Below are 12,524 nucleotides of genomic sequence, written 5' to 3'. Positions count from 1 at the left end.
TGCTTGCGTCTACTGTCGGTGCATGGAAGGCATGGAAGGCACAGCACCGAACGGCACAGCACCGAACGGCGCAACACCGAACGGCACCGCACCGGACGCGCGATGTGAGGCCCACGAGGCCTACGACGACGCCGCCGTCGAGCGGTGGGCCGCCGAGCCCGACAAGAGGCCGGGGCGTACGGCTTTCCAGCGCGACCGCGCGCGCGTGCTGCACTCCGCCGCGCTGCGCCGTCTCGCGGGGAAGACCCAGGTCGTCACGCCAGGCACCAGGAGCCAGGCCTGGGACGCCAGCGCCCGTACGCGGCTGACGCACTCCCTGGAGTGCGCCCAGGTGGGCCGCGAGCTGGGCGCCGCCCTGGGCTGCGACCCCGACCTGGTGGAGACCGCCTGTCTCTCCCACGACCTGGGCCACCCGCCCTTCGGCCACAACGGCGAGCAGGCGCTGAACGAGGTGGCGGCGGACTGCGGCGGCTTCGAGGGCAACGCCCAGTCGCTGCGCCTGCTCACCCGCATCGAGCCGAAGCGCTTCGTCCGCTCCGAGACCACCGGCGACCTGGTCAGCGTCGGCCTCAACCTCACCCGCGCCGCCCTGGACGCCGCCACCAAGTACCCCTGGCCGCGCGGCGCCCACCCCACCGACCCGGAGTCCATGAAGTTCGGTGTCTACGAGGACGACCGGCCGGTCTTCGACTGGGTCCGCAAGGAGGCCCCGGGGCAGCGCATCTGTTTCGAGGCACAGGTCATGGACTGGTCGGACGACGTCGCGTACTCGGTCCACGACTTCGAGGACGGCCTGCACGCCGGGCACATCGACCCGAACGCACTGCACGCCGAGCCCGAGCGGCAGGACATCTACGCCGTGGCCCTCGGACGCTACGTACCCAAGGACACCGACCCCGAAGAGCTCGCCCAGGCCCTCGACCGCCTCCTGGAGCAGGAGTGGTGGCCGAATGGATACGACGGGTCGGCCGTCGCCCAGGCCCGGCTGAAGGACGCCGCCAGCCAGCTCATCGGCCGCTTCTGTCTGGCCGCGGAGACCGCCACGCGCGTGCGCCACGGCGACGGCCCCCTCACGCGGTACGCCGCCGAGCTCGTCGTGCCCCGCGAGGCACGGCACGAGTGCGCGGTGCTCAAGGCCGTCGCCGACCGCTATGTGATGCAGCGTCCCGCACAGGAGCGGATCCGCGCGGACCAGCGCATCGTGGTCGCCGAGCTAGCCGAGGCACTCACCACGCGCGCCCCCGACGGGCTCGACCCGCAGTTCCGCGCGCTGTACGACACGGCGCCCGACGACCGGGCCGCGCAGCGTGTCGTGGTCGACCAGATCGCGTCGCTCACCGACGCGGCGGCCCGCGCCCTGCACGCGCGGCTCACGGCACGCCAGACACCCGGCGCGCAACGGTGAGTGACCGATAAGTGACCACAGGGGGTGACGGAAAGTGGCCGGATTGAGCCATGACCCCTTCCGTCATCACGCTCCGTGCGGGACGCTCCCTGTGTTGGCAAGGCGACAAGGAGGCAACAAGTGGTCGACGCGCATCAGACGTTCGTCATTGTGGGAGGAGGTCTGGCCGGTGCCAAGGCGGCCGAGACCCTCCGCTCCGAGGGTTTCACCGGCCGGGTGATCCTCGTCGGTGACGAGCGTGACCACCCCTACGAGCGCCCGCCCCTGTCCAAGGGCTACCTCCTCGGCAAGGAGGAGCGCGACAGCGTCTTCGTCCACGAACCGGGGTGGTACGCGCAGGCGGACGTGGAACTGCACCTGGGCCAGCCCGTCGTCGCCATCGACCGCGAGGCCAGGAGCGTGCGCCTGGGCGACGGCACGGTCGTCCACTACGACAAGCTGCTGCTCGCCACCGGCGCCGAGCCGCGCCGCCTCGACATCCCGGGCACGGGCCTCGCGGGCGTGCACCACCTGCGCCGCCTCGCCCACGCCGACCGCCTCCGGCAGGTCCTCACGGCACTCGGCAGGGACAACGGCCACCTGGTGATCGCGGGCGCGGGCTGGATCGGCCTGGAGATCGCGGCGGCCGCCAGGGAGTACGGCGCGGAGGTCACCGTCGTCGAGCGCGAGCCGACCCCGCTGCACGCCGTCCTCGGCCCCGAGTTCGGCCAGGTCTTCACCGACCTGCACGCCGAGCACGGGGTGCGCTTCCACTTCGGGGCGTCCCTCACCGAGATCGTCGGCCAGGACGGCATGGTCCTGGCCGTCCACACGGACGACGGCGAGGAGCACCCCGCGCACGACGTGCTCGCCGCGATCGGAGCGGCCCCGCGCACGGCGCTCGCCGAGGCCGCGGGCCTCGACCTCGTCGAGCGCGCGCACGGCGGCGGCATCGTGGTCGACGCCTCCCTGCGGACCTCGGACCCGGACATCCACGCCGCGGGCGACGTGGCCGCCCTGCACCACCCGCTCTTCGACACCAGGCTGCGCGTCGAGCACTGGGCGAACGCCCTGAACGGCGGCCCGGCGGCGGCCCGCGCCATGCTCGGCCAGGACGTCCGCTACGACCGGGTGCCCTACTTCTTCTCCGACCAGTACGACGTGGGCCTGGAGTACTCGGGCTGGGCGCCCCCGGGGACGTACGACCAGGTGGTGGCCCGCGGCGACGTGGGGAAGCGGGAGTTCATCGCGTTCTGGCTGCGCGAGGGGCGGGTGCTCGCCGGGATGAACGTGAATGTGTGGGACGTCACGGAGACCCTCCAGGAGCTGATCCGCACGGGCGCGCGGCCGGACGTCGAGCGCCTCGCGGACCCGTCCGTCCCCCTGGAGTCGCTCCTGGCGTGACGGTCCGGACGGTGGTCCGGGCGGTGGTCGGGAGGGAGTGTCACAGGCGAGCCGTAGTATTCCTACGTGGCAGGCAGGATCAATGACGAGGACGTGAAGGCGGTTCGGGACGCGGTCCCGATCGACGCCGTGGTCTCCGACTACCTCCAGCTGCGCAGCGCCGGGGGCGGAAACCTCAAGGGCCTGTGCCCCTTCCACGACGAGAAGTCCCCGTCCTTCCAGGTCAGCCCGAGCAAGGGTCTCTTCCACTGCTTCGGCTGCCAGGAAGGCGGCGACACGATCGCCTTCGTGATGAAGATCGACCACCTCACGTTCTCGGAGACGGTCGAGCGCCTCGCCGCCAAGGCGGGCATCACGCTGCGGTACGAGGAGGGCGGGTACAACCCCAGCCACCAGCGCGGCGAGCGCATCCGCCTGGTCGAGGCCCACCAGGCCGCCGCCCGGTTCTACATGGAGCAGCTGGAGAGCCCCGAGGCCGAGATCGGCCGCAAGTTCCTCGCCGAGCGCGGCTTCGACCAGGCCGCCGCCGCGCACTTCGGTGTCGGCTACAGCCCCGCGGGCTGGGACCACCTCACCCGCTATCTGCGCGGCAAGGGCTTCACCGACAAGGAGCTGACCCTCTCCGGCATCTCCCAGGAGGGCCGCCGCGGCCCCATCGACCGCTTCCGCGGCCGCCTGATGTGGCCCATCCGCGACATCGGCGGCGAGGTCGTCGGCTTCGGCGCCCGCAAGCTGCGCGACGACGACAACGGCCCGAAGTACCTGAACACCCCCGAGACCCCGATCTACAAGAAGGGCCAGGTGCTGTACGGCGTCGACCTGGCCAAGAAGGAGATCGCCAAGGCCTCCCGCGCGGTCGTCGTCGAGGGGTACACGGACGTCATGGCCTGCCACCTCGCCGGCGTCACCACCGCCATCGCGACCTGCGGCACGGCCTTCGGCGGCGACCACATCAAGATCCTCCGCCGCCTCCTGATGGACAATGGAAGCGCCCGGGTGATCTTCACCTTCGACGGCGACGCGGCGGGCCAGAAGGCCGCCCTGCGCGCCTTCGAGGACGACCAGAAGTTCGCCGCCGAGACGTACATCGCCATCGCCCCCGAAGGCATGGACCCCTGCGAGCTGCGCCTCGCCAAGGGTGACGAGGCGGTCGCCGACCTCGTCCAGCCCCGCACACCCCTCTTCGAGTTCGCGCTGCGCCAGATCGTCGGCCGGTACGACCTGGAGACCCCCGCCGGGCGCGCCGCGGCCCTGGACGAGGCGGCGCCCGTCGTGGCCCGCATCAAGAACAGCGGCGCGCAGCACGAAGTGGCCGTCCAGCTCGCCGGCATGCTCGGCATCCTGGACACCCAGTTCGTCGTCAAGCGCGTGTCGCAGCTGGCCCGCTGGGCCCGCGACCGCGGCGGCAGGGGCCCCGCGCAGCCGCAGGGCAGGCCCCAGCAGACATACGCGCAGGGTCCGCCCGCGCCCAGCGGCCCCGCGCTCACCCTGCGCAGCCCCGCCCACCGCACGGAGCGCGAGCTGCTCAAACTGGCTTTGCAGTACCCCCAGTTGGTCTCCCCGGCCTTCGACGCCTATGGGGCGGACGAGTTCACCGCCCCGCCCTACGCCGCCGTGCGCCAGTGCATCGAGGAGGCGGGCGGCGCCGACGCGGGCATCGCCGAGCCGCAGGCCTACCTCGCGCGCGTGCTCGACGCGGCGCCCGACGACACGGTGCGCCGCATGGTCACCGAGCTGGCCGTCGAGGCGATCCTGCGCAAGACCGTCGACGAGGTGTACGCGGGCGTGCAGCTCGTCCAGGTCCGGCTGCGCGCCGTCGACCGCCGCATCCGCGACGTCCAGGGCAGCCTCGCCCGGCTGGGCGCGGGCGGTGACCCTCAGCAACTGACCGCCGTACAGAATGAGTTGTGGGTCCTCCAGCAGTACGGCCAGGCGCTTCGCGACCGCGGAGTCGACGCCCTCTAGGCGCCTTCTGAAGGCCCTCCAGAGGCGTGGCCCTGGGGCCAAGGGTTACCCGGCGGGTAACCAGGCGGTTACGGACTGGACGCAAAAAGTCACCGCACGCCCCTCGTGGCGGCCGTGTGTCGTACCCCACACTGGGTTCCGGTGCCTGAGTCCTCGGAGCGCGGCCGGCCCGCAGACAGCGGGCCCGACACCCCCGCGGTTCCACCCATCGTGTCCGGGACGGACAGCGGCGAGGCCGTGGTCCCTCTCCCGTTGCCGCACGCCTCAGCAGCGATCACCCTGGAGGTCGCCCCCGTGCAGACCCAGACCCTCACCCAGACCGAAACCGCCGTGCGCGCCGAAGCGGATACGGATACGGAAACGGATACGGACGTCCTGGAAGCGGTCCCTCAGCAGAGCCGCGCCCCCCGTCACCCGGAGACACTGGCCACCCAGGAGGTGGCCGAAGCGCCGGGCGTACGGCCCACCCCCGAGGCCCCTGAAACCCCCGAAGCCCCCGAGGTCCTGGCCCTCGAACCCGAGACCAGCGAGCTGCCAGCCCCCCGCAGCCGCGCCGACACCGGCGGCCCGTCCTCCGACCTGTTCCGCCAGTACCTGCGCGAGATCGGGCGGATCCCCCTGCTCACCGCGGCGGAGGAGGTCGAGCTCGCCCGCGGCGTGGAGGCCGGCCTCTTCGCCGAGGAGAAGCTGAGCAACACCCCCGACCTGGACTCCCAACTCGCCCTGGACCTCGACAAACTGGTCGTCATGGGCCGGATGGCCAAGCGCCGCCTCATCGAGGCGAACCTCCGCCTGGTCGTCTCCGTCGCCAAGCGCTACGTGGGCCGCGGGCTCACCATGCTCGACCTCGTCCAGGAGGGGAACCTCGGCCTGATCAGGGCCGTCGAGAAGTTCGACTACGCCCGGGGCTACAAGTTCTCGACGTACGCGACCTGGTGGATCAGGCAGGCCATGTCCCGCGCCCTCGCGGACCAGGCCCGCACGATCCGCGTGCCCGTCCACGTCGTGGAGCTGATCAACCGCGTCGTGCGCGTCCAGCGCCGCATGCTCCAGGAGCGCGGGTACGAGCCCACGCCCCAGGAAGTGGCCGCCCAGCTCGACCTGCCCCACGAGCGGGTCAGCGAGGTGCTGCGCCTGGCGCAGGAGCCGGTCTCGCTGCACGCCCCCGTCGGCGAGGAGGACGACGTGGCGCTCGGCGACCTCATCGAGGACGGCGACGCGACCTCCCCCGTGGAATCGGCCGCGTTCCTGCTGCTCCGCGAGCATCTGGAGGCGGTCCTCTCCACGCTCGGCGAGCGCGAACGCAAGGTCGTACAACTGCGCTACGGCCTCGCGGACGGCAGGCCCCGCACCCTGGAGGAGATCGGCCGCATCTTCGGCGTGACGCGCGAACGCATCCGCCAGATCGAGTCCAAGACCCTCAACAAACTCCGCGACCACGCGTTCGCGGACCAGCTGAGGGGCTACTTGGACTGACCAACGGCGCTAGTCGACCTCAGCCACCGCCTCAGCGAACTGGGCCGCGTACAACCGCGCGTACGCCCCGTCCGCCGCCAGCAAGGCGTCATGCGTACCCTGCTCCACGATCGCCCCGTCCTCCATGACCAAAATCGTGTCGGCGTCCCGAATCGTGGAGAGCCGGTGCGCGATGACGAAAGAAGTGCGCCCGTGCGCGAGGCGAGCCATCGCCTTCTGGATGAGCACCTCGGTCCGTGTGTCGACGGAGCTGGTCGCCTCGTCGAGCACCAGGATCACCGGGTCGGACAGGAACGCCCGCGCGATGGTGATGAGCTGCTTCTCGCCCGCGCTCACCCCCGTGCCGTCGTCGTCGATCACCGTGTCGTACCCGTCGGGGAGCGTGCGCACGAAGCGGTCGGCGTGGGCGGCGCGCGCCGCCTCCTCGATCTCCTCGCGCGTGACGTCCTTCGTCGCGCCGTACGCGATGTTCTCCGCGATGGTGCCGCCGAACAGCCAGGTGTCCTGGAGGACCATGCCGATCCCGGCCCGCAGCTCGTCCCGTGACATCTTCGCGATGTCGACCCCGTCCAGGGCGATGCGCCCGCCCGTCACCTCGTAGAACCGCATGAGCAGGTTGACGAGCGTCGTCTTGCCCGCGCCGGTCGGCCCGACGATGGCGACCGTGTGGCCCGGGTCCACGACCAGGGAGAGGTCCTCGATGAGCGGCTTGTCCTCGGCGTAGCGGAAGGACACGTGCTCCATCTCGACCCGCCCGCGCAGCTTCTCCGGCCGCTCGCCGGGGACCGGGTCGGCCTCCTGCTCCTCCGCGTCGAGGATCTCGAAGATCCGCTCGGCGGAGGCGACGCCCGACTGCACGAGGTTGGCCATCGAGGCGACCTGCGTGAGCGGCATCGAGAACTGCCGCGAGTACTGGATGAAGGCCTGCACATCACCGATGGACAGCGACCCGGACGCGACCCGAAGGCCACCGACCACGGCGACGAGCACGTAGTTGAGGTTCGAGATGAAGAACATCAGCGGCTGCATGACACCGCTGTTGAACTGCGCCTTGAACCCGGCCTCGTACAGCTGCTCGTTCTGCTCGGCGAACGCCTTCGCCGACTCCTCCTGCCGGCCGAACACCTTCACCAGGGTGTGCCCGGTGTACATCTCCTCGATGTGCGCGTTCAGCTTGCCGGTGGTCTTCCACTGCTGCACGAACTGCGGCTGCGACCGCTTGCCGACCTTCGTCGCCACGAAGAACGACAGCGGCACGGTGACCAGCGCCACCAGCGCGAGCAGCGGTGACACCCAGAACATCATCACCAGGACGCCGACGATCGTCAGCAGCGAGTTGATGAGCTGGCCCATCGTCTGCTGGAGCGTCTGGTTGATGTTGTCGAGGTCGTTCGTGGCGCGGCTCAGGACCTCGCCGCGCTGCCGCTTGTCGAAGTACGCCAGCGGAAGCCGCGACAGCTTCTCCTGTACGTCGCCACGGATCCGGAAGACGGTCCGGTTGATGGCGCGGTTGGAGAGCCGGGTCGCCACGGCCATCAGCAGGCCGGCGACCACGAACGTGCCGAGGGCGAGCAGCAGGACCTCGCCCATCGCGCCGAAGTCGATGCCCTCGCCGGGCGTGAAGTCGACGCCGGTGAGCATGTCCGCCGTGCCGCCGTCGCCCTTGTCGCGCATGCCCTCGATGACCTGTTCCTTGGTCAGGTCGTCGGGCATGTCACGCCCGATGATGCCCGCGAAGAGCAGATCGGTCGCCTTGCCGAGGATCTTCGGGCCGAGTACGGAGAGCGCGACGCTCAGGATTCCGGCCGCGATCATCCCGTACATCGTGGCGCGCTCCGGCTTGAACTGCGCGAGCAGCCGCTTGCCGGAGCCCTTGAAGTCCATCGACCGGGAGTCGGGGCCCATCATCGGTCCACCGATGCCAGGGGGCATTACGCGGCCTCCGCTTCCGTGAGCTGGGAGAGGACGATCTCCCGGTAGGTCTCATTGCTCTCCATCAGCTCGTGATGGCGCCCGGTGCCCACGACGCGGCCCTCGTCGAGGACCACGATGCGGTCGGCGTCCCGGATGGTGGAGACGCGCTGGGCGACGATGACGACAGTCGCCTCCGCGGTCTCCTGGGACAGGGCTCTGCGCAGCGCCGCGTCGGTGGCGTAGTCGAGCGCGGAGAACGAGTCGTCGAAGAGATAGATCTCCGGGCGCTGTACGAGGGTGCGCGCGATGGACAGGCGCTGGCGCTGGCCACCGGATACGTTCGTGCCGCCCTGGGAGATGGGCGCGTCGAGGCCCTTCTCAAGGCCTTCCACGAACCCCTTGGCCTGGGCGACCTCAAGGGCGTGCCAGAGCTCCTCGTCCGTCGCGTCCGGATTGCCGTAGCGCAGATTCGTCGCGACCGTGCCGGCGAAGAGGTACGGCTTCTGCGGGACGAGGCTCACCGTCCTGGCGAGCAGCGCCGGCTCGACGGTGCCCACGTCCACGCCGCCGACGAGCACCTGCCCCTCGGTCGCGTCGATGAGCCGCGGCACGAGGCCGAGCAGCGTCGACTTGCCGCTGCCGGTCGAGCCGATCACGGCGGTCGTCTCGCCGGGCCGGGCGACCAGGTCGATGGCCTTCAGGACGGGCTCCTCGGCGCCGGGGTAGCGGAAGCCCGCCGCCCGGATCTCCAGGTGCCCGTGGCCGCGCAGTGCGCGCACCGGGGCGGCCGGGGGCACCACGCTGCTCTCGGTGTCGAGGACCTCCTCGATCCGCTCGGCACAGACCTCCGCGCGCGGCACCATCATGAACATGAAGGTGGCCATCATCACGGACATCACGATCTGCATCAGATAGGCGAGGAACGCGGTGAGCGCGCCGATCTCCATGCCGCCGTCGTCGATGCGGTGCGCGCCGAACCACACCACCGCGATCGAGGAGATGTTCACGACGGTCATGACGATCGGGAACATCAGCGCGAGCAGCTTGCCGGTGCCGAGCGACACGTCGGTCAGGTCGGCGTTGGCCTCCCGGAAGCGCTCCTTCTCGTACGCGTCACGGACGAAGGCGCGGATGACGCGGTTGCCGGTGATCTGCTCGCGCAGCACGCGGTTGACCGTGTCGAGCCGCACCTGCATGGTGCGGAACAGCGGCCGCAGTCGCCGCACGATCACGCTGACGCTGATACCGAGGACGGGGACGACGGCGATGAGGACACCGGAGAGCGGTACGTCCAGACCGAGCGCCATCACGATGCCGCCGACGCACATGATGGGCGCGGACACCATCAGCGTGAACGACATCAGGACCAGCGTCTGCACCTGCTGGACGTCATTGGTGGTCCGCGTGATCAGCGAGGGCGCGCCGAACTGCCCCACCTCGCGCGCGGAGAAGGACTGCACGCGGTCGAAGACGGCGGCGCGGACGTCGCGCCCGAGCGCGGAAGCGGTCCGCGCGCCGTAGAAGACGGCGCCGATGTTGCAGACCATCTGCACGATGGTGACGGCGATCATGATGCCGCCGAAGGTGAGGATGTAGCCCGTGTCCCCCTCGACGACACCGTTGTCGATGATGTCCGCGTTCAGGGTGGGCAGATAGAGCGAGGCGCAGGTCTGCAGGAACTGCAGGAGCACCAGCAGGGCGATCGGTTTCTTGTACGGTCGCAGGTACGTCCGCAGGAGTCGTATGAGCACGCTCGGTCTCTCGAGGAGTCGGGTGTCGGCAAGTTGGCGAGGTCGCCCCTATCCTGCGGCACCCGACCCCTCGGGATGCAACCGATTAACCCATGACCGGGTCAAAAATCAGCCCGGGTAAAGAAGTGGGCTCACTCAAAGGTCGTGTGGGCCCTGCCGAGACAAGGGTCACGAGAACGCTCCGGGGTGCGACTGCTCCCGTACCGTCGCGTACTGCTGCCGCACCGCCTGACCCACCGCCAGCTCCTCGCCCGGCTCGAACACCTGGGCCGCGGCCCCCTGCCAGTACGGCAGTTGACCGGTCAGCGCCCACGCGGCCTGACGCGCGGCACCGATCGCGGCGTAGTCGGCGGGCTGCGGCACCACGACCTGCGTACCGAAGAGCATGGGGGCCACCGCCTGCACGGCGGGCAGCTCGGCGGCGGCGCCCAGCAGGAACACCCGCCGCACCTCCACCCCCCGCCCGCGCAGCACGTCGAGCGCGTCCCCGAGCCCGCACAGCATGCCCTCGAACGCGGCCCGCGCCAGATGCTCGGGCTTCATCGACTCCCGCCGAAGACCGGTCAACGTCCCCGCGGCATGCGGCAGGTTGGGCGTCTTCTCGCCCTCCAGGTAGGGGAGGAGTACGAGGCCGTGCGCCCCCGGCGTCGACTTCACGGCGAGCGCGGACAGTTCCTCCAGGTCCGCGACGCCCAGCATCTCTGCGGTGCCGCGCAGCACCCGCACGGCGTTCATCGTGTGGACCACCGGCAGATGCAGTCCTGTGGCGTCCGCGAGCGAGGTGATCATCCCGCCCGCGTCGACCAGTGCCTCGTGGTGCACCGCCATCACCGACCCCGACGCCCCGAGCGACACCACGGCATCGCCCTGCTGTACGCCGAGCCCGAAGGCGGCCGCCATCGTCTCACCGGTCCCGGCAGAGATCAGCAGCCCCTCGGGCGTCGTCCCCGCCGGCTCGGCGGGCCCGATCACCTCGGGCAGCATCACCTGGTGCCCCAGGGCCAGTTCGACCAGGTCCGGGCGGTACGCGCCGGTCGCCGCCGACCAGTAGCCGGTGCCGGACGCCCCGCCGCGGTCCGTGGTACGCCGCCCCGGGCGGCCGAGGAGCTGCCACACCAGCCAGTCGGGGGCCTGCATGAGAGCGGCCACGTGCCGCGCCGCCTCCGGCTCGGTCCTGGCCAGCCAGCGCAGCTTCGTCACGGGCTGCGCGGACTGCGGTACGCATCCCACGGCGTGCGCCCAGGCCTCGCGGCCGCCGAGAGCGTCGATCAGGTCGACGGCGGCCACCTGCGCCCGCCGGTCGTTGCCGACGAGCGCGGGCCGCACCGTGTTGCCGTGCTGGTCCAGTGGTACGAGCGCGTTCTGCTGCGCGGAGACGCCGATGGCCTGCACGCCTTCGAGCAGCCCCCCGCCCGCGGCCTCGCCGAGGGAGAGCAGCCAGGCCTGCGGATCGACGTCGACCGGCCGCCCGCCGCCCTCGGCGCTCTCCAGTGGATGCGGGGCATACCCCTGCTTGAGTACGGCGCCCGTGTCCGTGTCACAGACCACAATGCGCGTGAAATCGGGCGAACTGTCCAACCCTGCGACTATCCCCATGCCTGGAATTCTGCCGCACCGCTGAACGTCTCCCGTACTGCGGCGGGAATCAGGGCTAGGTGTTGCTCGTGCCCCAGTCGTCCTCACCGGGGCTCTGTCCGCGCTCGCGCACCGACCGCACCCGGTCGGCCACCGAGTCGGGCATCCGGTCCCCGACCTTCTCGGAGACCGTGTGGAAGGCCTTGCCCGCCACCTCGCGCCCCTGCTGGCTCGCGGACTCGACGGTGTTGCGCACGGCCGGGTTCTGCGCGATCTCGCGGGCGGACTTCTTCAGCTTCTCGTAGCGCTCGCGTCCGGCCCGGGTACCGAGTACGTACCCGAGGGCCAGTCCCGCCACGAATGTGAGCCGGTACCGCATGGCTGCCACCCTTCCCTTGCGTCGGCATCGCACGTCTGTTCGCTCGTCTGTCGCTGGTCTGTCGCTGTCTGTCGCCGGTCTGTCGCTCGTCCACTGATCGGCTGAGAGGTACCGATTGGCGGAGCACCCCCCTGCTTGCGCTAATGTATGTGTCGCAGCGACCGCCCGCCGCCCGGAGAGTTCCCAGGCAGGTGCGTTCGATGCAACGAGACGATCCCCTGTAGCTCAATTGGCAGAGCAGCCGGCTGTTAACCGGCAGGTTACTGGTTCGAGTCCAGTCGGGGGAGCTCGGTCTCCTGTAGCTCAATTGGCAGAGCAGCCGGCTGTTAACCGGCAGGTTACTGGTTCGAGTCCAGTCGGGAGAGCTGTACGGAAGGACCCCTGAGACACGTCTCCGGGGTCCTTTTCCGTGCCGGTGGAACCACGCGGGCAGCCCTGCGGTCCTCATGGTCGAGCGATGCGACAGCGATGCCGACCATCCGAAGCAAGAGATCGTATGAGCGGCTATGCTGCGGCAGACGGCGCGCACAAATGTGCGCGACGCGCCGTTAGGGGCGGTAGCTCAGCCGGTTAGAGCAGCGGACTCATAATCCGTCGGCCGTGGGTTCGAGTCCCACCCGCCCCACCACGGCGTCAGGGCGCAGGAACGATTCCACCTGCGTCAACTGTGCGCCCG

The 12,524-nt window shown here is 70.4% G+C and carries 8 protein-coding genes and 3 tRNA genes; 7 read left to right on the top strand and 4 right to left on the bottom strand.

Going from position 1 to position 12,524, the window contains the following annotated elements:
* Nucleotides 1–31: 31 nt before the first annotated feature.
* The 4 genes from ACWDZ7_RS06760 to ACWDZ7_RS06745 all read left to right on the top strand — a co-directional run bounded on the left by ACWDZ7_RS06760 (nucleotide 32) and on the right by ACWDZ7_RS06745 (nucleotide 6,229).
* Nucleotides 32–1,405 carry a deoxyguanosinetriphosphate triphosphohydrolase gene (locus ACWDZ7_RS06760; RefSeq protein ID WP_451795923.1) on the top strand — a complete coding sequence of 458 codons (1,374 nt, stop codon included), beginning with the start codon at nucleotides 32–34 and terminating at the stop codon, nucleotides 1,403–1,405.
* A 120-nt stretch (nucleotides 1,406–1,525) separates the two neighbouring features.
* On the top strand, nucleotides 1,526–2,788 hold the full coding sequence (locus ACWDZ7_RS06755; protein ID WP_451795409.1) for an NAD(P)/FAD-dependent oxidoreductase: 1,263 nt from the start codon (nucleotides 1,526–1,528) through the stop codon (nucleotides 2,786–2,788).
* 66 nt (nucleotides 2,789–2,854) lie between these two features.
* Nucleotides 2,855–4,753: a DNA primase gene (dnaG, locus tag ACWDZ7_RS06750; protein ID WP_451795408.1), complete on the top strand. Its 1,899-nt coding sequence runs from the start codon at nucleotides 2,855–2,857 to the stop codon at nucleotides 4,751–4,753.
* A gap of 141 nt (nucleotides 4,754–4,894) precedes the next feature.
* Nucleotides 4,895–6,229 carry a sigma-70 family RNA polymerase sigma factor gene (locus tag ACWDZ7_RS06745; protein WP_451795406.1) on the top strand — a complete coding sequence of 445 codons (1,335 nt, stop codon included), beginning with the start codon at nucleotides 4,895–4,897 and terminating at the stop codon, nucleotides 6,227–6,229.
* Between the two features lie 9 nt (nucleotides 6,230–6,238).
* Here ACWDZ7_RS06745 and ACWDZ7_RS06740 read toward each other — a convergent pair whose 3' ends face one another.
* The 4 genes from ACWDZ7_RS06740 to ACWDZ7_RS06725 all read right to left on the bottom strand — a co-directional run bounded on the left by ACWDZ7_RS06740 (nucleotide 6,239) and on the right by ACWDZ7_RS06725 (nucleotide 11,848).
* Nucleotides 6,239–8,161, bottom strand: coding sequence for an ABC transporter ATP-binding protein (locus ACWDZ7_RS06740; RefSeq protein ID WP_451795404.1), 1,923 nt, complete (start codon nucleotides 8,159–8,161; stop codon nucleotides 6,239–6,241).
* The gene (locus ACWDZ7_RS06735) at nucleotides 8,161–9,894 is read right to left on the bottom strand and encodes an ABC transporter ATP-binding protein (protein WP_451795402.1); all 1,734 of its coding nucleotides are present in this window, start codon (nucleotides 9,892–9,894) and stop codon (nucleotides 8,161–8,163) included. The genes ACWDZ7_RS06740 and ACWDZ7_RS06735 overlap by 1 nt, the downstream gene beginning before the upstream one ends.
* Before the next feature lie 168 nt (nucleotides 9,895–10,062).
* Entirely contained in the window at nucleotides 10,063–11,490 is a 1,428-nt protein-coding gene (locus tag ACWDZ7_RS06730) for an FGGY family carbohydrate kinase (protein ID WP_451795400.1), read from the bottom strand.
* A gap of 55 nt (nucleotides 11,491–11,545) precedes the next feature.
* Nucleotides 11,546–11,848 carry a YtxH domain-containing protein gene (locus tag ACWDZ7_RS06725; protein ID WP_451795398.1) on the bottom strand — a complete coding sequence of 101 codons (303 nt, stop codon included), beginning with the start codon at nucleotides 11,846–11,848 and terminating at the stop codon, nucleotides 11,546–11,548.
* A 214-nt stretch (nucleotides 11,849–12,062) separates the two neighbouring features.
* On the opposite strand from ACWDZ7_RS06725, the gene ACWDZ7_RS06720 reads away from it, so the two are divergent.
* The 3 genes from ACWDZ7_RS06720 to ACWDZ7_RS06710 all read left to right on the top strand — a co-directional run bounded on the left by ACWDZ7_RS06720 (nucleotide 12,063) and on the right by ACWDZ7_RS06710 (nucleotide 12,476).
* Nucleotides 12,063–12,135, top strand: a tRNA-Asn gene (locus ACWDZ7_RS06720).
* A 5-nt stretch (nucleotides 12,136–12,140) separates the two neighbouring features.
* Nucleotides 12,141–12,213 (top strand) — tRNA-Asn (locus tag ACWDZ7_RS06715).
* Between the two features lie 186 nt (nucleotides 12,214–12,399).
* A tRNA-Ile gene (locus tag ACWDZ7_RS06710) sits at nucleotides 12,400–12,476 on the top strand.
* Nucleotides 12,477–12,524 lie beyond the last annotated feature (48 nt).

This window comes from Streptomyces sp. NPDC003032 (genome assembly GCF_053591415.1).
This window is presented reverse-complemented; position numbering and strand designations above follow the sequence as displayed.

Excerpts from the sequence above, each read along its gene's own strand:
- ACWDZ7_RS06725 (WP_451795398.1), bottom strand. The coding sequence starts at position 11,848 with ATGCGGTACCGGCTCACATTCGTGGCGGGACTGGCCCTCGGGTACGTA.
- ACWDZ7_RS06730 (WP_451795400.1), bottom strand. The coding sequence starts at position 11,490 with ATGGGGATAGTCGCAGGGTTGGACAGTTCGCCCGATTTCACGCGCATT.
- ACWDZ7_RS06740 (WP_451795404.1), bottom strand. The coding sequence starts at position 8,161 with ATGCCCCCTGGCATCGGTGGACCGATGATGGGCCCCGACTCCCGGTCG.
- ACWDZ7_RS06760 (WP_451795923.1), top strand. The coding sequence starts at position 32 with ATGGAAGGCACAGCACCGAACGGCACAGCACCGAACGGCGCAACACCG.